The organism is Microbulbifer sp. ABF4_143 (assembly GCF_056160225.1).
In genome coordinates, this window is record NZ_JBSWWT010000006.1 from 130,523 (window position 1) to 155,954 (window position 25,432).

Genomic DNA, 25,432 nt, shown 5'->3' on the forward strand with positions numbered 1-25,432 from the left:
TGTGGCGACACAGGGGCTTTCGATGGTCGGCGCGACCGCTGCGGCTTAAACGTCGAAACCTTCCTTCAGTTTCTTTTCCACCAGCACTTTCTTCAATTGCGCATACTGCGGCACACCGTCCTTGTAGGGCGGGTAGTCCTCGCCCTGGATCAGCGGCAGCAGGTAGTCGCGCCCGGCCTGGGTGACGCCGAAGCCGTCCTCGCTGATGTACTCGCGCGGCATCATCTTCTCGACGTTGGCCACTTCACTGAGCGGCGCCTCTGCCACGGACCAGCTGTACTCGGGGCCGGCGTTGCGCACAATCGCCGGCATGATCGCGTTCTTGCCCGCCACGGCCATTTCCACCGCGGCGCGGCCGACCGTGTAGGCCTGGGCTACGTCGGTGGCGGAGGCGATATGGCGCGCGGCGCGCTGCAGATAGTCCGCCAGGGCCCAGTGGTATTTCAGGCCCAGTTCGCTCTTGACCATATTGGCCAGCGTCGGCGCCACGCCGCCCAGCTGCTTGTGGCCGAAGGCGTCGGTGGTGCCGGCGTCGGCGAGGAAGGTGCCGTCTTCGTACTGGGCGCCCTCGGAGGCGACGATCACGCAGTAGCCCTTCTCGTCCACGGTCCGCTGCACCTTGGCCAGGAATTTCTGTTTGTCGAAGGCCACTTCCGGGAACAGGATGATATGCGGTGCGTCGCCTTCGTTTTCCTGAGCCAGGGCGCCGGCGGCGGCGATCCAGCCGGCGTGGCGGCCCATCACCTCGAGGATGAACACCTTGGTGGAGGTGGCGCACATGGAGGCCACGTCCAGGGAGGCCTCCTTGGTGGATACGGCCACATACTTGGCCACCGAGCCGAAGCCGGGGCAGTTGTCGGTGATCGGCAGGTCGTTGTCGACGGTCTTCGGGATATGGATGGCCTGGATCGGGTAGCCCATCTTCTCGGACAGCTGGGACACCTTCAGGCAGGTGTCGGCGGAGTCGCCGCCGCCGTTATAGAAGAAGTAGCCGATATCGTGGGCCCGGAACACCTCGATCAAACGCTCGTACTCGGCGCGGTTTTCCTCCAGGCTCTTCAGCTTGTAGCGGCAGGAGCCGAAGGCGCCGGACGGGGTGTGGCGCAGCGCGGCGATGGTGTCCGCGCTCTCCTGGCTCACGTCGATCAGCTCCTCGCGCAGCGCGCCGAGGATGCCGTTCAATCCCGCGTACACAGTGCCGATATGGTCGCGATGCTCGCGGGCGGCTTCGATGACTCCGCAGGCGGAAGCATTGATCACGGCGGTCACGCCGCCAGATTGAGCATAAAAGGCGTTCTTTTTCGACATGGTCATCCTGTTTACAGTGCGCATTGGCCGCCGGCCAATGGCGGTAGTTTCTACTACCGCCCGGGGGGTGAGGCTGGCAAATTAGGGGGCGGAGTCTAATGGAATGGCGATGAAATTGCATCGAAACTGGGGTATTTGGCAATTACTGCCGTGATTCGCCGTGTTAAGCTTGCGCGGCTACTACGAGGAGTACAAATTTCCGCCATGCATATCCATATTCTAGGTATCTGCGGCACCTTTATGGGCAGTCTGGCCCAGCTGGCCGTGGCCGAGGGGCACAGGGTGACCGGCTCGGACGCCAACGTCTATCCCCCCATGAGTACTCAGTTGCAGCGGGCGGGTATCCAGCTCACCGAGGGCTATGATCCGGCCCAGCTGGAGCCGGCGCCGGACCTGGTGATCATCGGCAACGCGCTGTCCCGCGGCAATCCGGCGGTGGAGGCGGTGCTGGAGCGGGGCATGCCCTATACGTCCGGTGCCCAGTGGCTGTGCGACCACTTCCTCGGCGGGCGCTGGGTGCTGGCGGTGTCCGGCACCCACGGCAAGACCACCACCGCGAGCATGCTGGCCTGGATACTGGAGAAGGCGGATATGCAGCCGGGCTTTTTGATCGGCGGCGTGCCGGGCAACTTCGGCGTGTCCGCGCGCCTCGGCGAGAGCCCCTTCTTCGTCGTGGAGGCGGACGAGTACGACACCGCCTTCTTCGACAAGCGCTCCAAGTTCGTGCACTACCGCCCGCGCACGCTGGTGATCAACAACCTGGAGTTCGATCATGCGGACATCTTCGACGATCTGGCCGCGATCCAGCGCCAGTTCCACCATTTGGTGCGCACCGTGCCCGGCAACGGCCTGATAGTCGCGTCCGCCGAGGAGGCGGTGGAAGCGGTATTGCAGCAGGGCTGCTGGAGCGAGGTGCAGCGCTTCGCCGCCGGGGCCGGGGACGGCGTGCGTCTCGGCGACTGGTGCGCGGTGGATATCGCCGCGGACGGCGGCAGCTTCGCGGTGCAGTTCCGCGGCGCCGAGGTGGCGCGGGTCGAGTGGGAGTTGACCGGCCTGCACAATGTGCGCAACGGCCTCGCGGCCCTGGCCGCGGCGCGCCATGTGGGCGTGGATCCGGCGCTCGGCGCCCGGGCCCTGGGCAGCTTCGACGGCGTCAAGCGGCGCATGGAGTGCCTCGGCGAGGTGGCCGGTATCCGTGTCTACGACGACTTCGCCCACCACCCGACCGCAATAGAATCCACGCTGAACGGCCTGCGCGCCAAGGTCGGCAGCGACAAGATCATCGCGCTGATAGAGCCGCGCTCCAACACCATGCGTATGGGCATTCACCAGCACCGCCTGGCCCAGTCCTGTTCCGGCGCCGACCTGGTGCTCTGGTACCAGCCCGAGGGCATGGACTGGTTCCTGGGCGAGGTAGTGCACCACTCCACGGTGCCGGCGAAGATTTTCGACAATATCGACGCTGGAGTAGAATCCGCGGTCAATCTGGCCGAGCCGGGCAGCCATATCGTCGTGATGAGCAACGGCGGCTTCGGCGGCATTCACCAGCGATTGCTGGGCGCGCTGGAGCGGAAACACGGGATCCGAGGCTAGGGACTCGCGACTCGGTAGGATGGGCAAAGCGCAGCGTGCCCATCAATCTACGCAACGAAGGGCACGAGCCCGCCATGGATGGCGGGAATGCGGAAAACGCATGGAGCGGTTTTCCGCCCGCTGCGCTCCTTTGCCCATCCTACACAGATAACGGAAGCCGAACTGGTGTCATCCTCTTTCAGCAAGACAGTCACCCTGGCGATGACCGGCGCCTCGGGCGCCCAGTACGGCCTGCGCCTGCTGCAGTGCCTGCTGGGCGCAGATGTGCGCGTGTGGCTGCTGCTGTCCGACGCGGCGCGGGTGGTGATCAATACCGAGACCGAACTGCAGCTGCCGGACGGCGACGAGAGCGCATTGCAGGTCTTTCTCGCCGACCGCTTCGGTGCCCGCGAGGGGCAGCTGACGCTGTTCGGCAAGCGCGACTGGTTCTCGCCGGTGGCCTCCGGCACCGGCGCCGCCGCCAGCATGGTGATCTGCCCTGCCAGCGGCGGCACCCTGTCGGCGGTTGCCTGCGGGGCCTCCAACAATCTGATAGAGCGCGCCGCAGACGTGGCCCTGAAGGAGCGCCGCCAGTTGATACTGGTACCGCGGGAGGCGCCCTATTCGGAGATCCACCTGGAAAATATGCTCAAGCTGACCCGCATGGGCGCGGTGATACTGCCGGCCAGTCCCGGTTTCTATCAGAAGCCGCGCTCGGTCGAAGACCTGGTGGACTTCGTCGTCGCGCGGCTGCTGGATCAACTGGGTGTGGAACAGAAGCTGCTGCCCAGCTGGGGCGAACAGGGGGCGGAATGAAGCCGGCTATCACGATTCACTACTGCGTGCAGTGCAACTGGATGCTGCGCGCCACCTGGATGGCCCAGGAGCTGCTGTACACCTTCGCCGACGACCTGGAACAGGTGGCGCTGAAGCCCGGCAGCGGCGGCGTATTTGAAATACGCGCGGGCGATACGGTGATCTGGGAGCGCGTGCGCGACGGCGGTTTTCCCGGGCCCAAGGAACTTAAGCGCAGGGTCAGGGATCTGTTGTTCCCCGAGCGGGACCTGGGACATATCGACAAGCCCTGAAGGTTTTTCCCAAATTTTTCCGGCAGGGTAGAACCCTGTGTTCGCCCATATCGGTCAGGGTGAGCACAAGATTCGCCCCTGCACTGCTAGCTATATTGTTAATTTAAGCGAAATTTATGCTGTCAGCTCTAAAGACCTTCTACGAGAATCTGGTAATCCGCCGCCCGAAAACGGTGCTGATCGCGGTCGCGCTGCTGACGCTGGCGGCCGCGCTCGGCCTGCCGCGCTTCAAGCTGGACGCCTCTGCGGATTCGCTGACGCTGGAGGCGGACAAGGCGCTCGACTACTACCGCGAAATCGCCGAGCGCTACGCCAGCGGCGACTTTCTGGTGGTGACCTATCGCTACAAGGGCGGCGACCTGTTCGACGATGCGTCGCTGGCCACTCTGCGCCGCCTGCGCGATGCGCTGGCGCAGGTGGACGGCGTGGCCAGCGTGCAGACGATTCTCGACGTGCCGCTGCTGTACAGCCCCAAGCTGTCGATCACCGATATCAGCGACGGCATCCGCACCCTGTCCACACCCGGCACCGATAAAAAACTTGCGCGACAGGAATTCCTGTCCAGCCCCATCTACCGCGAACTGATCCTGAGCCCGGACGGCCAGACCACCGCGCTGCTGGTGAATCTGGCGCTGGACAGCCGCGGCATAGAATTGGTGCGCGAGCGCGACGCGCTGCGCCGCAAGCGCAACAGCGAGGGACTGAGTGCGGAAGAGGCGGCGCGGCTCGAGGAAGTCTCGGCAGCCTACCTCGCGCACCGCACCGAGCAGGAGCAGCAGTCGCGCGTGCGGGTGGAGCAGGTGCGGCAGATACTCGCCGGCTATCAGGGCGAGGCGGAGCTGTTCCTCGGCGGCGTGTCGATGATCACCGCCGATATGATCGCCTTTATCAAGAGCGACCTGGTGACCTTCGGCGCGGGCATACTGCTGTTTATTATCCTCACGCTGCTGATCATCTTCCGCCAGGCCCGCTGGGTGCTGATACCACTCGCCACCTGCGTGACCACCGCGGTGATCATGCTCGGTCTGCTCAGCTGGCTCGACTGGCGCCTGACGGTGATTTCGGCCAACTTCGTCGCGCTGCTGCTGATTATCACGCTTGCGATCACTATCCATCTGGCGGTGCGCTATCGGGAATATATCGCCCAGCACCCGGAGTGGGACCGCGAGCAGCTGGCGCTGGCCGCGGTGCGCTTTATGGCCAAGCCGTGCCTGTACACGGCGCTGACCACCATCGTCGCCTTTGCATCGCTGGTGGTCAGCGGTATACGCCCGGTGATCGATTTCGGCTGGATGATGACCATCGGCGTGAGCCTGGCGCTGGCGCTGTCCTTCCTGATGATTCCGGCACTGCTGATGATCCTGCCGAAGCGCACCGGCGGCGTCAGCGCGGACAACTCCCACGCCTTCACGCTGCTCTTCTCGCGCTTCGCCGAGCGCCGCCGCGGTGTGGTGCTCGGCGTATCCCTGCTGGCGGCGGTCGCCAGCGCGGTGGGTATCTCACAGCTCAAGGTGGAAAACCGGTTTATCGACTACTTCGACGATTCCACCGAGATCTACCGGGGCATGCTGGTCATCGACCGCCGCCTCGGCGGCACAGTGACCCTGGATATCATTCTGGATAAGCCCGAGGAGGAGACGCCGGCATTCGAAGGGGACGAGGACCCCTTCGCGATGGACGCCGAAGAAATATCCGGCGAGGAGGATCCCTTCGCCGCGGACGATCCGTTCGGCAGCGACGGCGATACGGCGGAGCAGAGCTACTGGTTCACCGCCGCCGGCCTGGCGCGGATAGAGCAGCTGCACGACTTTCTCGAGCAGCAGCCGGAGATCGGCAAGGTGCAGTCCCTGGCCACGCTGTACAAGGTGGCGAGGGATCTGAACGGCGGCCCGCTGAACGATTTCGAGCTGGCGGTGGCGCGCACCAGCCTGCCGCAGGAGATCAGCGATGTGCTGGTGGATCCCTACCTTTCCGTCGAGCACAACCAGACGCGCATCACCCTGCGGGCGATGGAGACGGATCCGAACCTGCGCCGCGACGAACTGATCCGGCGCATCTACGACTACGCCCACGACGAGATGGGCATAGCGCCGGAGAATATCCACCAGACCGGCCTGCTGGTGCTCTACAACAATATGCTGCAGAGCCTGTTCAAGTCGCAGATCCTGACCCTGGGCGCGGTGTTTGTCGGCATACTGCTGATGTTCCTGGTGCTGTTCCGCTCCCTGTGGCTGGCGATTATCGCGCTGGTGCCGAATATGCTCGCTGCCTGCGTGGTGCTCGGCGGTATGGGCCTGGCCGGCATTCCGCTGGATATGATGACGATCACTATCGCCGCGATCACCGTCGGTATCGGCGTGGACCACGCGATCCACTACCTGTACCGCTTCCGCAGCGAATTCGCGAAGGACGGCGACTACCTGGCGACCATGCACCGCAGCCACGCGACCATCGGCCGCGCCATGTTCTACACGGCCATCACGATTATCGCCGGCTTCTCGATACTGGCGCTGTCCGAGTTTGTGCCGTCGATTTATTTCGGCCTGCTGACCGCACTGGCCATGTCCGCGGCGCTGCTCGGCTCGCTGACGCTGCTGCCGCTGCTGCTGCTGCTGATCAAGCCGCTGGAGGCCCCGGGGCCACAGGATAAGTCGCCGGGAAAGCCGCTGGCGGTGGGGGAGGGGCTGGCTAGTTCCTGAACCGGCCGCCTTTGACGGAAGACAAAAAAACCGGGAGCGGAATCCGCTCCCGGTTTTTTTAGGTTCATCGCACTTTACCGGGACAACGACTACTTCTTCCTAAAGATCAAAGCCGCGTTTCCCGGTAAAGTGCGAAGAACCTAAAAAAAGCGCCGCGAAAGCGGCGCAAAGGATGGAGAGGGTGGGAGTTTAGAAATTCACCGTCACGCCCGCGTAGAGGTAGCGGCCGAGCAGCGAGTAGTTGGCGGAGCCGTAGGAGGTGTAGGGGTGGTCGGTCCAGGTCTCGTCGCTGAGATTGTTGATACCGAAATAGCCCTCGGTGCTCTCTGTAAAGCGGTAGCCGGTCCAGAGGTTGTAGTAGAGGGAATCCCTTACCGTGAAGTCCTCGTAGCGCTCCGGGTTGCCGTCCAGGTCGATGGGGCCGCCCTCGGTGTACTTGGTAGTCAGGCGCACCGTCAGGTCGTCGAGGCTGTAGGTGGTGGTGAAGTCCCCCTTCCATTCGGGCACGCCGAACTCACCGGCGTAGTCGGTGGTTTCCTCGCGGCCGCTGACCAGGTTCATTGCGGTGTAGGAGCTCTCCAGCTGGCGGGTGGCGATCAGGTTCAGGCGCAGGTCGCCGGGAATGCCGAGGGTGTCGGCGAGGCTGAACTGGTAGTCGGCCTCGAGATCCACACCGCGGCGGCGGGAGCCGTCGGCGTTGACATAGGTATCGCGCACCGACAGCACATCGCCGTTTGCTGCGCGCACCACCTGGGCACAGAAGTCGTTGTCGATACTCTCCAGATCGACGCAGTAGGCGAGGTTGGCGTTGGCGCCGAAGCGCACGATCATGTCGGTCAGGTCGATATCGTAGTAGTCGATGGAGATATTCAGTCCGTCCACGAAGCTGGGGGTGAAGACGATACCGGCGGTAAAGGTGGTGGCCTCTTCCTCCTTCAGTTCTTCGTTACCTTCTGAGATTACCTGGCCGCGGCGGCCCTTCAGGTTGGAGTCCCAGCCCTCCTCGATACCCAGCGCCTGGCAGTTGGCCTTGCGGCGCCCGTCGGCGGGGCCGCCGTCGATCTGCAGCGCGTCGCAGGGGTCGGTCAGGTCCGAGTAGCCGATGCTGGTGCCGAGGAACATCTCGCCCAGCTGCGGCGCGCGCACCGCCTTGGAGTAGACGCTGCGCACGCGGACACTGTCGTTGATGGCCCAGTTCAGGCCCGTCTTCCAGCTGGTGAAGTTGGCGGATTCGGTGGAATAGCGGGCGCCGCGCACGGCGGTTTCAAATTCCAGGCTCTTGACCGCCGGCAGGTCGGCCAGCAGCGGCACCAGCAGTTCGCCGTAGACTTCCCTGATGGTGCGGCCCTCGTCGTCGATGGGCGTCTGTTGCGAGCTCAGGTTGCCGGACTGCCACAGTTCGGACGGCTGGTAGTCGAGACTCTCGTAGCGGGCCTCGGCGCCGGCACTGAACATCACATCGCCGGCGGGCAGTTTGAACAGGTCGCCGCTCAGGTTGGCGGCGAAGCCGTGCTGCTGCACGTCTGTGGTGGTGCTGTGGCTCGCCATCACATAGTCGATGACTTCGCGGGAGGCGGGTTCGAAGGGGGAGAACGCCGGGCAGTTGCCGGCCTCGGCACAGGGGCCTATCAGGGTGAAGTTGGCGGTGTCTATGCGGTCCAGGCGCAGCTTGTTGCCCTGTACCAGCTCGGCCTGTGTGTAGCCGCTGGTCAGGTAGGTGTCCCAGTTCCAGCCATTGGCGAATTCCCCCTGCAGGCTGACGCTGGCGGCCAGGTACTCGCGCTCGTTGGTGTGCCAGCGCGGGCCGGCCTCGTCGAAGGTGTAGGGCAGCTGCAGCCAGTTGTCGCCGTAGCTGGCCAGTACGTTCAGCACGCTGTCGGGCACCGCGATGCCCGCGGCCTGAAGGTTTTCCACCGTGGTCCAGTCGCCCCAGATAAAGTCCGGGTCTATCTCGTCGTAGGACTCGGTCTTCGAGTACATCAGGTCTGCGCTCAGGCGCGTGGTGTCGGAGATTGCATAGGTGGCGCGGCCGTAGCCGTTCAGGCGCTCGTAGGGGCTGCGCGCGAAGTTGTAGGCGTTGGGGTCGAAGCCGCTGCCGTCGGTGGCCTTCCAGCCGTCGGCGATGGCGGAGGCGGGAGTGCGCAGCACGGCGTCGTCGCCCTCCAGCTGGTACCAGTCGGAACCGCCGTGCTCGCCGTTCCAGACGCCGAAGGTGTGGCCCACCACGTTGAAGTCCGGGTAGGTGATGTCGTCGTGGATGATAAAGTCCGCGATGCCGTCGTCGGGACCGGTGTTTTCCGGATTGCTGACGTAGCGCACGCGGCCGGCGGCGTGCTCGCGGTCGCGGAAGTGGAGCGGGTCCTGCTCGAAGTAGTCGACGGAGGCGGCGAAGTTGCCGCGGCCGTCGGCGAAGTTCTGTCCCAGAGTCAGGGTCACGGACTTGTTGCCGGCGCCGCCGGCCTCCGAGTCGCCGATCTGGCTGCGCAGCGAGATCCCCTCGTAGTCGTCCTTCAGGATAAAGTTCACCACGCCGGCCACCGCATCGGCGCCGTAGACGGCGGAGGCACCGCCGGTCAATACCTCCACCCGCTGCACCAGCTCGCTCGGGATCATGCCGATCTCGGTGACCATGGTGTTGTCGTCGCTGGTGATCTGTACCGGGCGGTGGCCGTTGACCAGCGACAGGGTGCGTTTGACACCCAGGTCGCGCAGGTCGAGTGCGTTCAGTCCCGAATTGCCGAAGGAGTAGCTGCCGTCGGTGGCGTCGAAACCGGCGCCGAACTGCGGCATGGTGGACAGCACCTCGTTCAGGTTCAGCTCGCCGCTCATCTTGATGGATTCGGCGTCGATCACGGTGGTCGGGGCCGGGGTCTCGAAGGTGGATCGCTGGATGCGCGAGCCGGTGACTACCACCTCTTCCAGCTCCGCGGTCTCGATATCCCGCCGCTCGTCCGCCAGTGCCGGTTGGCTTATCGCGGCGGCTATAGCCAGGGTCAGAAGTTTCTTATTGTTCGCCATTGCGCTTTCCTCTTTGAATGTCAGCATTTATTTTTGTGTGCAGAAGCAATATCGAGGTTAGCTTTATTTTATTTTGTGTGCAATAAGTTAATTTGCGCTGGACGCGGCCGCGCCGCCCGGCTCAGCCGCGGTGCCTGTGCAGCTCGTCCATGGCCAGTTCCGCCGGTTGCAGGTAGTCGCGGTACAGGTAGCGGTAGAGTCTGCGCGGCAGCTGTTCGGGGCGCTCACCGGTCGCCAGTTGTTGTGACTGCTGCTGCAGCCAGCGCTCGAACTGCGGCTGCAGATCCGCGTGTAGCTGATCCAGCAGGGTGCGGTAGCCGTCGAAGTCGTCTTCGCGCAGCCGCTGGGCCAGGCGCGGCAGGGCCGTGGTGTCCGTGTCGTGCAGGAAGCGGATTGCCAGATAGCTCCAGGAGTAGACCCGCGCGGTGCCGTCGGCGTATTCGGTGGCGAATATGTCGCCGAGGGTCGGCCACTCCGACGGGCGGCTGTCCGCCAGGTCGCGCGTGGCGCTGTCGTAGTCGTCACCGTGGGCGATGTAGTTGGCCAGGCCCTCGGACCACCACACCAGGTGGCTGGGGAAGTGCCCGAAGCCGCCGTACTTGTTGAAGCGCCCGTCCAGGTAGTGCACATACTCGTGCTCCAGGTTCCAGATACTGAACTGCGGCTGTTTCCAGAAGGCCTCGAAGGCGATAAAGCGCGCCTGGTTGCCGGGCTTTTCCGGTTCGCCCTCCAGGAACATGCCGCCGTTGTCGGTGTTGATATCGAACAGCAGTTGCGCGTACTGGTTGTACTGGCTGTAGTTGTCGAACACCACCACCTCGAGCGCGCGGTTGTGGTCGTCGGCCACCGGCTTGCGCCCGCTGGCGAGTTTCTGGTGAAAGGACTCCTCGCGGGCCAGCAGGTTTGCGCAGGTTTGCTGCAGTTCGCGCTCGCTCATGGCGTTGGCGCGGATGATCAGCGATGCCGAGCAGCTGTAGGTGATGGGCAGCGCCTCCTCTTCGGTGGGGAAGGCGCAGCGGCCGGCAAAGGTCTCCTCACAGGCGCTCTTGCCGCGGAAGGAGGTGACCAGGTACGGGCGCGTGTAGAGCTGTTTGCGCCGCTCCGTGTCGAGTTGTGGCAGGTCTTTCGCCAGCAGCTGCCACACGCTTTCGTCCAGCGCCGCGGCCGCCTCTTCATCCTGCAGCAGTTGCAGGTTGCCCAGTGCCCACAGGCTGTGATTCAGCGGCCAGTCGCCGGCGCCCATGGCGTTGTCGCTGCGCGCGAAGGCGAGCAGGGCCTTTTGCACCCGCTGCCGTTCGTTCAGCGCGTCCTTGATCTGCGCGTTGCGGCGCGCCTCGTAGCCGAGGAAGCCGAGCGCGCGGAAGGTCTCCCACAGGCTGTACTGCTCCGCCTTGTGCAGTTCGCCGCGCTGGTAGCGCTGCAGTATCGCGTTCAGCGCGTGGATATGGGGCGCCAGCTGCGCGTCCAGCGGCGCGCGGTTGTAGTAGCGGTAGAGGGTGACGGCGAAGTGCTCCTGCAGGCGCGCCGCAGTCGCGCCGTCGGCGGAGAAGAGCGGGTGCTGGCGCAACTGGGTCAGGGCCCGGTCCAGATTGAGCCACTGCAGGTGATCTATCGGCTTCGTGGGGCCGAAGTAGCTGTAGGCGCGCAGGAAGTACAGCAGGCGATCCAGTTGCGCGAAGTCGGCATCGGGCCTTGCCAGCTGCCGCTGCAGCCCGGTGACGGCGCTGTGGAAATGGCGCGCGCTGTGCAGCTGGCTCTGTTGCCAGAGCTCCGCTTGCGGGTCCAAAAGCGCCCGCAGCTCCGGGCTCTGTCCGGTTTTCTGTGTGCAGGCGCCGAGCAGGCTGAGGGCAAACAGCAGCGGCGCGAATTGACGGACTCTGATCATGTGCGATCTCCTCTCTGTTTTATTTATTTTGCGCACAATAGCATATGCGGAGAGGAAGCCAACAGCGGATACAAAAAAGCCGCGGCAGTGCGCGGCTTTTGGCTGGCAGGGGAGGGGCGCTCAGTCGCTGCGGCTGGTGATCTCCAGCAGGTGGTAGCCGAACTGGGTCTTGATGGGGCCGTGTACCTTGTTCAGTTCGCCGGAAAAAACCACCCTGTCGAATTCCGGCACCATCTGCCCCTGGCTGAACTCCCCCAGGTCGCCGCCGGAGCGGCCGGACGGGCAGTTGGAGTGTTCGCGCGCGAGCTTGCCGAAGTCGGCACCGCCTTCGATCTGCTGTTTCAGTTCCCGGCACTGCGCCTCGCTGTCCACCAGTATGTGCCGTGCTGTAGCCTTGGGCATGGGATGTCTCCTGATTGGTTATCTACGCACAGCAGCTTAGTGCGCCCGACGGGCCGGCGCCACCCGCCACAATTCACTCGCGCCCGGACAGGGCGGCGAAGGTGTTGCACTGGTTCACGTCGCCGGAGGTGAATCCGCGCTTGAACCAGTAGACCCGCTGCTCGGCGCTGCCGTGGGTGAAGGCGTCGGGAGACACGGCGCGCCCGGAGCGCTTCTGCAGCCGGTCGTCGCCGACCGCCGCGGCCGCGGCCAGTCCCTCTTCGATATCGCCGGGTTCCAGCATCTGCCGGTCGCGGTGGGCGTAGAAGGCCCAGACACCGGCGAAACAGTCCGCCTGCAGCTCCAGCATCACCGACAGGCGGTTGGCGGTGGCCTTGTCGGACTGTATGCGCGCCTGCTGCACTTTCTGCGAGGTGCCGAGCAGGTTCTGCACATGGTGGCCCACCTCGTGGGCGATCACATAGGCGAAGGCAAAGTCGCCCGGTGCGCCCAGTTGCTTCAGGTCGCCGAGGAAACTGAGGTCCAGGTACACCTTGCTGTCCATCGGGCAGTAGAAGGGACCGACCGCGGCGCTGTTGAGGCCGCAGGCGGAGCGCACGGCGTCGTCGTAGAGCACCAGCTTGGGCGGCGCATAGCGGTAGCCGGCGCTCTGGAACAGCTGGCCCCAGGTGTCCTCGGTGTCGGCCAGCACCACCGAGACGAAGTCCGCCACCTCGTCGCCGGGGGCGCTGCCCGGCTGGCCCGACTGCGCCGGCCCCAGGGCGGGCGGCCGGGTTTCCGTCGGTGCGCCCTGGAACAGCCGGTCGCCGCCGAAGAGATAGAGGGCGACCAGGATGGCGAGGATGACCCAGCCGGTCTTGCTGCGCAGCAGGAGGGGCGCCAGCGCCAGCAGGTTGCCGAGCCCGCCTGCGCCACCGGTGCCCGGCGGCTGGCCGCGACGGTCTTCGATATTGCTGCTTCTGCGGCCCTGGCGCCAACGCATCGGAAATCTCCGCGACCCTGTTTCCGATCAGTCTAGACGAACTGGCACAAAATTCTTTTCCGATAGCCGCCGGCGTGGATGTTATCTTTAAGGAAGATTCCGGTCAGAGAGAGAACCTTGCCCCAGATTCCCCTGTTTCCATTGAGCGTGGCGTTGTTTCCCGGTGTGGCCCTGCCGCTGCGCATCTTCGAGCAGCGCTACCTGCGCCTGGTCAGCACGACCCTGAAGGCGGACGTCGGTTTCGGTGTGGTGCTGATCCGCTCCGGCGGCGAGGTGGGGCGCGCGTCCGTGTGGCCGCTGGGAGTCTATGTGAAGATCGTCGACTGGAGCCAGGGGGAGGAGGGCCTGCTGCATGTGCTGGTCAAGGGCCAGCGCCGCTTCCGTATCACCGCGACCCAGCGCGCCGAAGACGGCCTGCTGTTCGGCGATGTCGAGTGGCTGCCGCAGGCGGAACCCAAGCCGGTACCCGCCGAGTGCGACGGCCTGCTGTCGGTGCTCGACGAGCTGAAGCAGCACGCGGCCATGCTGTCGCTGAAATTCGACCCGGTGGACTCCGCCGATGCGCTGTCCTGGCAATTGGCGCAGCTGCTGCCGCTGGAAGACAGTGTGCGGGTGGCGCTGCTGGCCATCGAGGACCCGCTGGTGCGGCTGGCGGATATAGCCGCAAACCTGGACCGCTGGGCCAGGGAATAGCATTCGCCGTTCAACCCGAATCTTGCTGGGTTATACTGCGCGGCCGATCCGATACCGCATGGAGAGCCGCAGTGAACAGTCCCGTTGACGAAACCGCCGATCAGCAAACCGCCCGGGTGAAACTCCAGGAGATGGGGCGCGCCGCGCGCGCGGCGTCTAGGCTGATGGCCCGCGCCGACACCGCGAGCAAAAATCGCGCCCTGCGCGCCATAGCCGCGCAGCTTGACGCGCGCCGCGCCGAAGTGGTGGCGGCCAACGCGCGCGATATGCAGGCGGGGCGCGACAGCGGCCTGGACGCGGCGCTGCTCGACCGGCTGGAACTGAACGACGCGCGCATCGACGGCATGATCGAGGGGCTGCAGCAGATCGCCGAACTGCCGGATCCGGTGGGCGAGATAGAGGATCTGAAATACCGCCCCAGCGGTATCCAGGTGGGCAAGATGCGCGTGCCCCTCGGGGTGGTGGGCATCATCTACGAGTCCCGCCCGAATGTGACCGTCGACGCCGCCAGCCTGTGCCTGAAGTCCGGCAACGCGACCATACTGCGCGGCGGCAGCGAGGCGCTGCACTCCAACGGTGCCATCGCCGCCTGTATCGCCGCCGGCCTGAAGGAGGCCGGCCTGCCGGAGACGGCGGTGCAGGTGGTGGACACCCGCGACCGCGCCGCGGTCGGCGCGCTGATCACCATGCCGGAATATGTGGACGTGATAGTGCCCCGCGGCGGCACCGGCCTGATCGAGCGGGTCAGCCGCGAGGCGCGGGTGCCGGTGATCAAGCATCTGCACGGCGTCTGCCACGTCTACATAGACGACCGCGCCGACGCGGAAAAGGCCTTCGCGATTGCGCTGAACGCCAAGACCCACCGCTACGGCGTTTGCAACGCGATGGAGACCCTGCTGGTGGCTGAGGGGATCGCGCAGGAGATACTGCCGCGCCTGGCGCAGGCCTACCGGGACAAGGGCGTGGAACTGCGTGGCTGCGCGCGGACCCGGCAGATACTGGCGGACTGCGCGGCGGCCGCCGACAGCGACTGGAGCGAGGAATATCTGGCGCCGGTGCTGGCGATCCGCGTGGTCGCGGATATGGACGCGGCCATGGACCATATCGCCGAGTACGGCTCCGGCCACACCGAGTCCATCGTCACCGAGGACTACAGCCGCGCGCGGCGCTTCCTCACCGAGGTGGATTCCAGCTCGGTGATGGTCAACGCGTCCACCCGCTTCGCGGACGGTTTCGAATACGGCCTCGGCGCGGAGATCGGTATCAGCACCGACAAGATCCACGCCCGCGGCCCGGTGGGTCTGGAGGGGCTCACGTCGCAGAAGTGGATAGTGCTGGGCGACGGCCATATCCGTGTGTAGGAGCCTGCTTGCAGGCGAATGAATCCTTGGCAGGCGTAGGGTGGGCAGAGGAGCGCAGCGTGCCCATCCTACAGGGTCAATTGAGCAATGAGCAGCAAACGGCACAGCATCGCCCTGTTCGGTGGCACCTTCGACCCGGTGCACTTCGGCCATCTGCGTATGGCGCTGGAGTTGCGCGAGGCGCTGGGTTTCGACGAAATGCGCCTGCTGCCCAGCCACCAGCCGAAGCACCGGCAGACGCCGGGGGTATCCGCCGAGCAGCGCCGGCGGATGCTGGCGCTGGCGCTGCAGGGCTGCGCTGAGCTGCAGCTGGACGAGCGCGAACTGAACCGCCCCGGGCCCACCTACACGGTGGACACGCTGGAGGAGTTGCGCGGCGAACTGGGCGGCGAGGTCTCCATCAGCTTCTGCATGGGCCTGGACTCGCTGCTGACCCTGCCCAGCTGGCACCGCTGGGAGCGGCTGTTACAGCTGGCGCACTTGGTGGTGGCCACGCGCCCGGGCTGGAAGCTGCCGAAAGAGGGGGTGGTGGCGGAAATCCTGCGCCGGCACGCCGGCGGTGCCGGGGATCTGCACCGGGCACCGCACGGGCGCCTGGTGGTGCGCGAGCAGACGCTGCTGCCGATCTCCGCCACCCATATCCGCCATTTGATCGGCAGCGGCCAGTCCCCGCGCTTCCTGTTGCCGGCGGCGGTGCTGGAATATATTGAACGCAATCAACTCTATCGCCAGGGCGCCGCGTGCGGCGGCCCGGGCGACGACTGACAAAAAGGTGTTATGACGAATATCAAAGATATCGCCCTCGCGGCACTGGAGGATCTGAAGGGCAAGGACATAGTGTCCCTGGATGTATCCGAACTCTCCGATGTAATGGACAGCCTGGTGATCTGCACCGGCACCTCCAGCCGCCAGGTCAAATCCCTGGCGGACAATGTGGTGGAAGAGGGCAAGAAGGCCGGTGTGCGCCCCATCGGCGTCGAGGGCATGGACCAGGGCGAGTGGGTGCTGGTGGACTACGGCGACCTGGTGGTACACGTGATGCAGGCGGAGGTGCGCAGCTTCTACGACCTGGAAAAGCTCTGGTCGATGACGCCGAACACCCGCGAGGGCGCAGACGGCAGCGACCCGCACCAGTCCTGATCCGCCGTGAAGATCCGCATCATCGCCGCCGGCGGCAAGATGCCGGGCTGGGTGCAGCAGGGCTACGCCGAGTACGCCAAGCGCCTGCCGCGGGAAATCGCGCTGGAGATGGTGGAGATCCCCCTCGGCAACCGCGGGCAGAAGAGCTCTCCGGCGCTGATCGAAAAGGCGCGCCAGAAGGAGGGCGAGGCCATGCTGGCGGCCCTGGGCCCCCGCGACCATGTGGTCGCGCTGGATGTGAAGGGCAGGCCCTGGAGCACCGAGCAGCTGTCGCAACAGCTCGAGGGCTGGCGCATGCAGGGCGACAACGTCAGCCTGCTGATCGGCGGCCCCGACGGCCTCTCCGCCGACTGCCTGGACCGCGCCCGGAGCCGCTGGTCCCTGTCGCCGCTGACCCTGCCGCACCCGCTGGTGCGCGTGGTGCTGGCGGAACAGATCTACCGCGCCTGGACGCTGTTGGCGGGACACCCGTATCACAAGTAGGGGCTGCCAAAGGCCGCTCCTACGGGGGAAATGCCAAATCGCGCATTCATCCTTCTCCACTAAACCTGTACACTCCGTAGTCAATTATTTGCGCGCCAATCCCACAAATATCCATGCCCCACGACCTGCACCTGAAAGACCCCCTCACCGAGCAGCGGCTGTTTCGCAACCGCATGCTGGTGGCGCTCGTCGCGGTGGCGCTGCTGCTGGGGGTGCTGGTGGCGCGCTTCTACAACCTGCAGGTGGTCAACTACGAGAACTACCGCACTCAGTCGGACGAAAACCGCATCCAGGTGCGCCCGGTGGCGCCGACCCGCGGGCTGATCTACGACCGCAACGGCACCCTGCTGGCGGACAACCGCCCCAGCTACAACCTGTCGATTGTGCGCGAGCGGGTCGAGGACCTGGATGCGACCCTGGAACTGATCGGGCACCTGGTGCGCCTCGACGACAGCGACGTGGCCAAGTTCCGCAAGCGCATGCAGCGCCGGCGTCCCTTCGAGCCGGTGCCGCTGCGCTTCCGCCTGAGCGAGGAGGAAATTGCCCGTATCAGCGTCAACGAATTCCGCCTGCCCGGGGTGTCGGTGGAGGCGGAGCTGGTGCGCTACTACCCGCTCTCGGACCTCTTCGCCCACAGTGTCGGCTATGTGGGCCGCATCAGCGACCGCGAACTGACCAATTTCACCGAGGAGGATGTGCGCCGCTACCACGGCACCGCGAGCATCGGCAAGGTGGGCCTGGAGCGCTCCTACGAGGACCTGCTGCTGGGCGAAGTGGGCTACGAGAATGTGGAGACCAACGCCCGCGGCCGCGTGCTGCGGGTGCTGGAGCGCCAGGACCCGAAGCCCGGGGCGGATCTGACTCTGCACCTGGACACACGCCTGCAGCAGGTGGCCTCCGAGGCGCTGGGGGACAAGCGCGGCGCCGTGGTGGCCATAGACGTGAAGACCGGCGGCGTGCTCGCCTTCGTCAGCAAGCCGTCCTTCGACCCCAACCTGTTCGTGACCGGTATCAGCTTCAACGACTACCGCGCCCTGTCCGACTCCCTCGACGTGCCGCTGTTCAACCGCGCCCTGCAGGGGCAGTACCCGCCGGGTTCGACCCTGAAGCCGATGATGGGGCTCGGCGGCCTCGCCGCCGGGGTCATCACTGCTGAGACCGCCATCAAGGACCCGGGTTTCTACCGCCTGCCCAATGACCCGCGCATCTACCGCGACTGGAAGCGCTGGGGCCACGGCAAGAAGGTGGACCTGATTCAGGCCCTGGCGGAGAGCTGCGACACTTATTTCTGGGACATGGCCTACCGCTGGAGCATCGACGGCATGCACGATATCGCCACCCGCTTCGGCCTCGGCGAGAAGACCGGCATCGACCTGCCGGTGGAGCGCGCCGGCCTCTTCCCGTCGCGGGACTGGAAGCGCGGCGCCCGCGGCATGCCCTGGTTTCCTGGCGACAGCCTGAACGCGGTACTGGGGCAGGGCTTTGTGCTGGCGACACCGCTGCAGCTGGCGGTGATGACCGCCACCATCGCCAATCGCGGCACCCACTACCGGCCCCAGGTGGTGATGTCGGTGGACGGCGTGGTCCAGCCGCCGGAGGTGCTGCACTATGTGGAAGCGCGCCCGGAGCACTGGGACCTGGTGTTCGAGGGCATGCAGGCGGTGGTCTACAACACCAGGGGCACCGGCAAGAAGGCCGGCGCCGGGCTGGACTTCAAGGTGGCGGGCAAGACCGGCACCGCTCAGGTGGTGGGTATCGCCCAGGGCGAGCGCTACGACTCGGAGGCGCTGAAGGAGCGCCACCGCGACCACGCCCTGTTCGTGGCCTTCGCGCCGGTGGACGACCCGCAGATCGCGGTGTCGATACTGGTGGAAAACGGCGAGGGAGGCGGCAAGGTGGCCGCGCCTGTGGCGCGGGAGGTCTTCTTCGACTGGATGTCGCGGCCGCGGCAGCAGACGGCGAGCGCACCTGTGAATACTGATAACGAGGGGGGGGCTACCCGTGGCTAGCCGCGATTATATGCATAGGCTGCCGGACTTCCACGGCGGTCTGAGCCGCCCGGTGAGCCTGTCGCGCCGCTGGCATATCGATGTGCCGCTGCTGGTACTGCTGATGCTGCTGGCCGCGGTGGGCCTCGGCGTGCTCTACAGCGCCGCCGGTGGCGAGGTGCACTATGTGAAGCGGCAATCCGTGTTTATGGTGCTGGCATTTGTCGGCATGTTCGTGGTCGCGCAGATACCGCTGGATGTCTATCGGCGCTGGTCGCCCTGGGCCTATGTCGGCGGCTGCGGCCTGCTGGTGGCGGTGCTGTTCGTCGGCGTCGGCGCCAAGGGGGCCCAGCGCTGGCTGGAGGTGGGTGGCTTCCGCTTCCAGCCCTCCGAGGTGATGAAACTGGCGGTGCCCATGTCGGTGGCGGCTTTCCTGCACAAGCGCCCGCTGCCGCCGTCCTTTGTTACCGTACTCGGCGCGCTGGCCATTGCCGCGGTGCCGGCGGCGCTGATCGTGCGCCAGCCGGACCTGGGTACCTCCATCCTGATCGCGGCCTCGGGCCTTTTTGCGCTCTACCTGGCCGGCCTCAGTTGGAAGCTGATTGGCGCCGCGGTGATGGTGCTGCTGATCTCCGCCTGGCCCATCTGGCAGTGGGGGCTGCGCGACTACCAGCGCCAGCGTATCCTCACCCTGTTCAACCCGGATGCGGACCGCCTCGGCGCCGGCTGGAACATTTTCCAGTCCAAGGCGGCCATCGGTTCCGGCGGCCTCTACGGCAAGGGCTATATGCAGGGGACCCAGTCGCAGCTGGATTTTTTGCCGGAAAGCCACACGGATTTTATCATCGCGGTGTTGTCGGAAGAGTGGGGCATGCGCGGCGCACTGTTGCTGTTACTGCTGTATGTATTGATCATTGCGCGCGGCATCTATATTAGTTTTATTGCCCAGCAGGTGTTCGGGCGGCTGTTGGCGGGGAGTATTACGCTCACATTCTTTGTCTATGTGTTCGTGAATATCGGCATGGTCACCGGACTCCTGCCGGTGGTGGGCGTGCCCCTGCCGATGGTGAGCTACGGCGGAACCTCGCTCATTACACTGATGGCCGGGTTCGGTATCCTGATGGCCATAGGCACGGAGCGGCGCAGGGTGTCATTCTAAAGGCGCACCCCGGCGGAAAAATTGGCAGTTATTGGGTGTAGAGAAGCACTATGAGAACAGGAGCGGTTGTTTTGAAGTGGACCACAGGATTATTGGCGGGGATGGGGCTGGTGCTCGCCGCCTGCGCTCAGGAACCCGGCCACGGCGACAACGCCAATGCCCAGGCATTTGTCGAGTATATGGTGGAGAAACACGACTTCGACCGCGCCGAACTCATCGAGCTGATGCGCGAGGCCAAGCGCAAGGACTCGATTCTCAAGGCCATCAAGCGCCCGGCGGAGAAAGCCAAGCCCTGGTATGAATACCGCAAGATTTTCCTGACGCCGCAGAGCATCGCCGGCGGCGTCGACTTCTGGGACAAGAACGCCAAGGCGCTGAGCGAGGCGGAGAAGAAATACGGTGTGCCGGCGGAGATGATCGTCGCCATCATCGGTATCGAGACCCGCTACGGCGGCAATATGGGTGGCTACCGGGTGCTGGACGCGCTGGCGACCCTGGCCTTCAACTACCCGCGCCGCTCCGCCTTCTTTACCAAGGAACTGGAAAACTATCTGCTGCTGACCCGCGACCAGGGTATGGACCCGACCGCACTCAAGGGCTCCTACGCCGGTGCCATGGGCTTCGGCCAGTTTATGCCGTCCAGCTACCGCGCCTACGCGGTGGACTTCAACGGCGACGGCCACGTGGATATCTGGACCGATACCGAGGACGCGATCGGCAGCGTCGCCAACTACTTCGCCGAACACGGCTGGAAGCCCGGCGAGCCGGTGGTGGTACTGGCCAATCCGCGCCCCAACGCCGATATGACCATCGTCAACGATTCCCTGGATGCCAACTGGACCGTCGGCCAGCTGGCGGAAAAGGGGTTCCCGACCACCGCCCAGGTTTCGCCGGAGATGCCGGCCAGCGTGTTTTCCCTGCAGACGGAGCGGGGCAAGCAGTACTGGATAGGCCTCAACAATTTCTCCGTGATTACCCGTTACAATCGCAGCCGCCTCTACGCGATGGCCGCCTATGATCTGGCGCAGGAGATCGTCAAGGCGCGCGGCGGCAGATCATAAACCTGGGGCTAGGCCGCCCCAGCCCTTCGGGGCTCGGGCTGCGGAAATTGCGGAACCATTGTCCGCGCAGCCAATCGAACTAACTCAAATCAATTCGAAGTAGTTTCACGGCGCAGCTGTCTGGCGCTGCAACTGTGAAACTGCTTTTGGATATTTTCGAATAACAACGGCTTGGGGAAGGCGCTTTCTTGCCGCCCGCCGGGGGGATTATGTTTCAGTGCAATGCGCGGCTGGGCGTGGCCTTGGCCGCTCTGATACTGGCTGCCTGTAGCGGGCAGCAGCACCAGCCCGATTTCGACTCCATCAAAGACAGCGGCCCGCCGGTTCCGGTAGATATGCTGGCGACGCCTGAGCCGACACCGGTGCGCGAACCCATCGGCACCGCCGGCAATAAATCCCCCTACAGAGTCAAAGGCGTCACCTACCGGGTGCGCAAAGAGGTCAAGGGCTACAAGGAGCGCGGTCACGCCTCCTGGTACGGCAACAAATTCCACGGCCGCCGCACCGCCAATGGCGAGGTCTACAATATGTACGCCATGTCCGCGGCCCACAAGACACTGCCGCTGCCCAGCTACGCCAAGGTCACCAACCTCGAGAACGGGCGCAGCGTGATAGTGCGCGTCAACGACCGCGGGCCCTTCGTGCCCGGCCGCATCATCGACCTCAGTTACACCGCGGCGCAGAAACTGGGTTTTATCAACAAGGGTGTGGCGCGGGTCGAGGTCGAGGCGCTGGACCCGGCGACCCTGCCGCCGGCGGGTGAGACGCTGGCGGTGGAAAAAGACGTGGCCGCGCGCGAGAGCCTGGCCCGGGATGCCAGCTTCAAACTGCCCGCCAACACCTATCTGCAGGTGGGGGCCTACAGCAGCGCGGACCAGGCCAACAGGGTGCGCGCACAGGTGGCATCGGTGGTCGACTATCCTGTATCGGTCAGTCCCATCGAGAGAGGCGGCAAGAGACTCTACCGGGTGCGCATAGGGCCCATCGGCCAGCAGCGCGCGCTGGTCGCGGCGCGCGAGACGGTGGAGCAGAGCCGCCTGGGCCAGCCGCAAGTCGTCTACGACTGACGGTTTTTCGGGAAGCTATCGAAGCAATCAAAGCACACGAGGAATAATGAGACTCTCGACCATGATCAAACGGATTATTGCCTGCACCTTTCTGATACTCTGCGCCGGCCTGGCCCAGGCCCAGTCGCTGATTCCCGCGCCGCCGCAGCTGGCGGCCACCGCCTATCTGCTGCTGGATGCGCACACCGGCCAGGTACTGGTGGAGCACAATGCGGACAAGCAGGTGCCGCCGGCCAGCCTCACCAAGATGATGACCGCCTATATCGTCTCCGAGGAAATCGCAAAGGGCAGCATCAAGGAAGACGACAAGGTGCGCATCTCGGAGAAGGCCTGGCGCAAGGGCGGCTCCAAGATGTTCGTCAAGGTGGGCGACCGAGTGCCGGTCATCGACCTGCTGCGCGGCGTGATCATCCAGTCCGGCAACGATGCCAGTATCGCGCTGGCGGAGCATGTGTCCGGCAGTGAGGAAGTGTTCGCCGAGGTCATGAACCAGCAGGCAGAGCTGCTGGGTATGCGCGATACCCACTTCGTCAACGCCACCGGCTGGCCGGCGGAGGGACACCTGACCACCGCGCGCGACCTGGGCGTGCTGGCCCGCGCGCTGATCGCCGATCACCCCGAGCACTACGAAATTTACTCGGAGAAGTACTTCAGCTGGGCCGGCATCAACCAGCCCAACCGCAACCGCCTGCTGTGGCGCGATCCGGCCGTGGACGGCATCAAGACAGGCCACACCGAGGAGGCGGGCTACTGCCTGGTGGCTTCCGCGGTGAAGCGCGGCATGCGCCTGATCGCGGTGGTGCTGGGCACCGACAGCGACGAGAAGCGCGCCGCCGAGACCCAGAAGCTGCTCGCCTACGGCTTCCGCTACTACCAGACCCACAAGGTGTACAGCGCGGACGAAGTGCTGCAGACGGAGCGCGTCTGGGGCGGCAAGGTGCCGCAGGTGGGTATCGCGGTGGAGAAGGACGTATTCGTCACCATTCCCCGCGGCGGCGAGGAGAACATCAAGGCGGATCTGATTATCGACGGCGAGTTGGAAGCGCCGCTGGAGAAGGGCCAGCCGGTGGGCAAGGTGGTGGTGACCCTGGATGGTGAGACAGTCGCCGACGTCAAGGCCGTAGTCGCCGAGGATGTGGAGAAGGCCGGCTTCTTCAAGCGCCTGTGGGACGCGCTCAAGCGTTTCGTAATGGGCTTTTTTGAATGATGACCCCTGTCGGGGACAGATTTGCACAGCCGGAGCGGGGGTAAGCTCGGGGATCCGCTCCGTGAATACACGGTCTGACATTGTGCCTCTTTAGACGCCCGCGGCCGCGATCGAGCTTCGAGATGACTGGAAGATTGATCGTGGCCACAGCCTCTCCGGCGCCCACATCGCATTCCGCGTTCATCATTCATCGTTCATCATTCCCTCCCCCCGCTGTATAATCGCCGCCCGGCCGCGCCCCCGGTTTCACCCCTATCTACCGCGCGGCCCCGGAGAGCGGTATGAGTCAAGATCCCAATCAGCAGCCCCCGAAAATCGAGTTTCCCTGCGAAGACTATATGGTCAAGGTGGTGCGGGAGTCCGATGACCAGGTGCACGAATTCGTTCTGGAAGTCATGCGCCGTCACGCGCCGGGTCTGGACGAAGAGCGCATCACGCTGCGCGAGAGCAAGAACGGCAAGTTCACCTCGATGACCTTCTATATCCTCGCCACCGGCGAGCCGCAGCTGCAGGCGCTGTTCGACGAACTCAAGGCCCACCCGGCCGTGCATATGGTGCTCTGATGACCGTCGTGCGCAATCTCGGCCGCAGGGACTACGAGTCCGTCTGGCGCGCCATGTCCCGCTACACCGATATCCGCGATGGAGACAGCGCGGATGAGATCTGGTGCGTCGAACACGAGCCGGTATTCACCCAGGGCCAGGCCGGCAAGGCCGAGCATCTGCTGAACACCGGCGATATCCCGGTGGTGCAGGTGGATCGCGGCGGCCAGGTGACCTATCACGGCCCCGGCCAGCTGGTGGTCTACCCGCTGCTGGATTTGCGGCGCGCCAAGATCGGCGTGCGCGACCTGGTCACCGGGCTGGAAACCGCCACCGTCGAGATGCTGAAGCAGTTCGATATCGCCGCCGCCCCCCGCGCCGACGCCCCCGGCGTCTACCTGAGCGAGGGCCCGCGCGCCGGCAACAAGATCGCCTCCATCGGTCTGCGTGTGCGCCGCGGCTGCAGCTTCCACGGCATAGCGATCAATATCGATATGGATCTGGCGCCCTTCCTGCGCATCAACCCCTGCGGCTACGCGGGCATGCAGATGGTGCAGATGGCGGAGCTGATACAGCCGGCGCCCGACTGGAATCGCGTGGCGGAAATCTTCGTGCGCGAACTGCTGCGCACCCTGGCGCTGCCCGAAGCGAACTGGCAGCCGCTGGACGAAAATACATTCGCGCAACTATGCGCCCCCGAGCAGGACAAAGTGGAGCAGGAAACGACCAATGGCTGACAAACCCGACCTGGTACCGGTAAAACGCACCCGCCGCCTGCAGCCGGGGGAAAAGCTGCGCGACGGCGACAAGGTGGAGCGCATCCCGGTCAAGGTGATCGCCAGCGACCAGGTGCTGCGCAAGCCCGACTGGATCCGCGTCAAGGTGCCCGCCTCCAAGGAGGTGGATCGCATCAAGAGCATACTGCGCTCGCAGAAACTGGCCACCGTGTGCGAGGAGGCCAGCTGCCCCAACCTGGGCGAGTGCTTCAGCGGCGGCACCGCGACTTTCATGATCATGGGCGAGATCTGCACCCGCCGCTGCCCCTTCTGCGACGTCGGCCACGGCAAGCCGCTGCCGCTGGACCCGGAAGAGCCGCAACACCTGGCCGAGGCCATCGCCGCCATGGGCCTGCGCTATGTGGTGATCACCTCGGTGGACCGCGACGACCTGCGCGACGGCGGCGCCCAGCACTTCGCCGACTGCATCCGGCGTTCGCGCGAGCTGTCGCCGGACCTGCAGGTGGAAATCCTGACCCCGGACTTCCGCGGCCGCATGGACGTCGCGCTGGATATCCTCGAAAAAGAGGCCCCGGACGTGTTCAACCACAACCTGGAGACGGTGCCGCGCCTGTACCGCGAATCCCGCCCCGGGGCCAACTACAAGTGGTCGCTGAAGCTGCTGCAGGAATACAAGAAGCGCCGCCCGGACGTGCTGACCAAGTCCGGCCTGATGGTCGGCCTGGGCGAGGAGAAGGAGGAGATCTTCGCCGTGATGGACGATATGCGCGCGCACGATATCGATATGCTCACCATCGGCCAGTACCTGCAGCCGAGCAAGGAGCATCTGCCGGTGCAGCGCTATGTGCACCCGGACGAGTTCGAGGAATACCGCCGCTACGCCGAACAGATCGGCTTCAAACACGCCGCCTGCGGCCCGCTGGTGCGCTCCTCCTACCACGCCGACAAGCAGGCGCACGGGGAAAAGGTGGGTTGACTTGTCGGGGCCGGCACCGGGTGCCGGCCCTGGCCCGACTCCAGCTCTATTTTCCCGCCGAATG

General features: G+C 65.0%; 22 protein-coding genes. 17 read left to right on the top strand and 5 right to left on the bottom strand.

Annotated elements, in window-relative coordinates; all coding sequences use genetic code 11:
* Positions 1-45: 45 nt before the first annotated feature.
* A complete protein-coding gene (locus ACXAF3_RS06615; protein WP_475111503.1) occupies positions 46-1,308 on the bottom strand; it encodes a 6-phosphofructokinase in 1,263 nt (420 codons plus the stop codon).
* Positions 1,309-1,512: 204 nt separating this feature from the next.
* Here ACXAF3_RS06615 and mpl point away from each other — a divergent pair, with 204 nt between their 5' ends.
* The 4 genes from mpl to ACXAF3_RS06635 all read left to right on the top strand — a co-directional run bounded on the left by mpl (position 1,513) and on the right by ACXAF3_RS06635 (position 6,667).
* The gene (gene mpl, locus ACXAF3_RS06620) at positions 1,513-2,901 is read left to right on the top strand and encodes a UDP-N-acetylmuramate:L-alanyl-gamma-D-glutamyl-meso-diaminopimelate ligase (RefSeq protein ID WP_475111504.1); all 1,389 of its coding nucleotides are present in this window, start codon (positions 1,513-1,515) and stop codon (positions 2,899-2,901) included.
* 87 nt (positions 2,902-2,988) lie between these two features.
* Complete coding sequence (locus ACXAF3_RS06625; protein WP_475111505.1) at positions 2,989-3,696, top strand: flavin prenyltransferase UbiX; 708 nt, start codon at positions 2,989-2,991, stop codon at positions 3,694-3,696.
* Positions 3,693-3,968: an Rdx family protein gene (locus ACXAF3_RS06630; protein ID WP_475111506.1), complete on the top strand. Its 276-nt coding sequence runs from the start codon at positions 3,693-3,695 to the stop codon at positions 3,966-3,968. The genes ACXAF3_RS06625 and ACXAF3_RS06630 overlap by 4 nt, the downstream gene beginning before the upstream one ends.
* A gap of 116 nt (positions 3,969-4,084) precedes the next feature.
* Positions 4,085-6,667, top strand: coding sequence for an MMPL family transporter (locus ACXAF3_RS06635; RefSeq protein ID WP_475111507.1), 2,583 nt, complete (start codon positions 4,085-4,087; stop codon positions 6,665-6,667).
* Positions 6,668-6,856: 189 nt separating this feature from the next.
* Here the strand turns inward: ACXAF3_RS06635 and ACXAF3_RS06640 are convergent, their stop codons facing one another.
* From ACXAF3_RS06640 to ypfJ, 4 genes are all read right to left on the bottom strand, one after another.
* Positions 6,857-9,685: a TonB-dependent receptor plug domain-containing protein gene (locus tag ACXAF3_RS06640; RefSeq protein ID WP_475111508.1), complete on the bottom strand. Its 2,829-nt coding sequence runs from the start codon at positions 9,683-9,685 to the stop codon at positions 6,857-6,859.
* A 121-nt stretch (positions 9,686-9,806) separates the two neighbouring features.
* Entirely contained in the window at positions 9,807-11,570 is a 1,764-nt protein-coding gene (locus ACXAF3_RS06645) for a collagenase (protein ID WP_475111509.1), read from the bottom strand.
* 120 nt (positions 11,571-11,690) lie between these two features.
* Complete coding sequence (locus ACXAF3_RS06650) at positions 11,691-11,972, bottom strand: peptidylprolyl isomerase (protein ID WP_475111510.1); 282 nt, start codon at positions 11,970-11,972, stop codon at positions 11,691-11,693.
* A 73-nt stretch (positions 11,973-12,045) separates the two neighbouring features.
* Positions 12,046-12,954 carry a KPN_02809 family neutral zinc metallopeptidase gene (gene ypfJ / locus ACXAF3_RS06655; protein ID WP_475111511.1) on the bottom strand — a complete coding sequence of 303 codons (909 nt, stop codon included), beginning with the start codon at positions 12,952-12,954 and terminating at the stop codon, positions 12,046-12,048.
* Positions 12,955-13,071: 117 nt separating this feature from the next.
* On the opposite strand from ypfJ, the gene ACXAF3_RS06660 reads away from it, so the two are divergent.
* From ACXAF3_RS06660 to lipA, 13 genes are all read left to right on the top strand, one after another.
* Positions 13,072-13,647, top strand: coding sequence for an LON peptidase substrate-binding domain-containing protein (locus ACXAF3_RS06660; protein WP_475111512.1), 576 nt, complete (start codon positions 13,072-13,074; stop codon positions 13,645-13,647).
* A gap of 71 nt (positions 13,648-13,718) precedes the next feature.
* Entirely contained in the window at positions 13,719-15,008 is a 1,290-nt protein-coding gene (locus ACXAF3_RS06665; protein ID WP_475111513.1) for a glutamate-5-semialdehyde dehydrogenase, read from the top strand.
* 87 nt (positions 15,009-15,095) lie between these two features.
* Positions 15,096-15,773, top strand: coding sequence for a nicotinate-nucleotide adenylyltransferase (gene nadD / locus ACXAF3_RS06670; RefSeq protein WP_475111514.1), 678 nt, complete (start codon positions 15,096-15,098; stop codon positions 15,771-15,773).
* A 12-nt stretch (positions 15,774-15,785) separates the two neighbouring features.
* A complete protein-coding gene (rsfS, locus tag ACXAF3_RS06675) occupies positions 15,786-16,148 on the top strand; it encodes a ribosome silencing factor (RefSeq protein WP_475111515.1) in 363 nt (120 codons plus the stop codon).
* A 6-nt stretch (positions 16,149-16,154) separates the two neighbouring features.
* A complete protein-coding gene (gene rlmH / locus ACXAF3_RS06680) occupies positions 16,155-16,631 on the top strand; it encodes a 23S rRNA (pseudouridine(1915)-N(3))-methyltransferase RlmH (protein WP_475111516.1) in 477 nt (158 codons plus the stop codon).
* Positions 16,632-16,744: 113 nt separating this feature from the next.
* Complete coding sequence (gene mrdA / locus ACXAF3_RS06685) at positions 16,745-18,640, top strand: penicillin-binding protein 2 (RefSeq protein ID WP_475111517.1); 1,896 nt, start codon at positions 16,745-16,747, stop codon at positions 18,638-18,640.
* The gene (rodA, locus tag ACXAF3_RS06690; protein ID WP_475111518.1) at positions 18,633-19,778 is read left to right on the top strand and encodes a rod shape-determining protein RodA; all 1,146 of its coding nucleotides are present in this window, start codon (positions 18,633-18,635) and stop codon (positions 19,776-19,778) included. The genes mrdA and rodA overlap by 8 nt, the downstream gene beginning before the upstream one ends.
* 50 nt (positions 19,779-19,828) lie before the next feature.
* On the top strand, positions 19,829-20,839 hold the full coding sequence (mltB, locus tag ACXAF3_RS06695; RefSeq protein ID WP_475111519.1) for a lytic murein transglycosylase B: 1,011 nt from the start codon (positions 19,829-19,831) through the stop codon (positions 20,837-20,839).
* Between the two features lie 209 nt (positions 20,840-21,048).
* Complete coding sequence (locus ACXAF3_RS06700) at positions 21,049-21,906, top strand: septal ring lytic transglycosylase RlpA family protein (protein WP_475111520.1); 858 nt, start codon at positions 21,049-21,051, stop codon at positions 21,904-21,906.
* Positions 21,907-21,967: 61 nt separating this feature from the next.
* Complete coding sequence (locus ACXAF3_RS06705; protein WP_475111570.1) at positions 21,968-23,113, top strand: D-alanyl-D-alanine carboxypeptidase family protein; 1,146 nt, start codon at positions 21,968-21,970, stop codon at positions 23,111-23,113.
* 281 nt (positions 23,114-23,394) lie between these two features.
* Positions 23,395-23,676 carry an HP0495 family protein gene (locus ACXAF3_RS06710; RefSeq protein WP_475111521.1) on the top strand — a complete coding sequence of 94 codons (282 nt, stop codon included), beginning with the start codon at positions 23,395-23,397 and terminating at the stop codon, positions 23,674-23,676.
* Positions 23,676-24,392: a lipoyl(octanoyl) transferase LipB gene (gene lipB, locus ACXAF3_RS06715; RefSeq protein ID WP_475111522.1), complete on the top strand. Its 717-nt coding sequence runs from the start codon at positions 23,676-23,678 to the stop codon at positions 24,390-24,392. The genes ACXAF3_RS06710 and lipB overlap by 1 nt, the downstream gene beginning before the upstream one ends.
* Positions 24,385-25,368 (top strand): lipoyl synthase, encoded by a 984-nt coding sequence (lipA, locus tag ACXAF3_RS06720; protein WP_475111523.1) that lies wholly within the window; start codon positions 24,385-24,387, stop codon positions 25,366-25,368. Before lipB ends, lipA begins: the two co-directional genes overlap by 8 nt.
* The last annotated feature ends 64 nt before the right edge of the window (positions 25,369-25,432 follow it).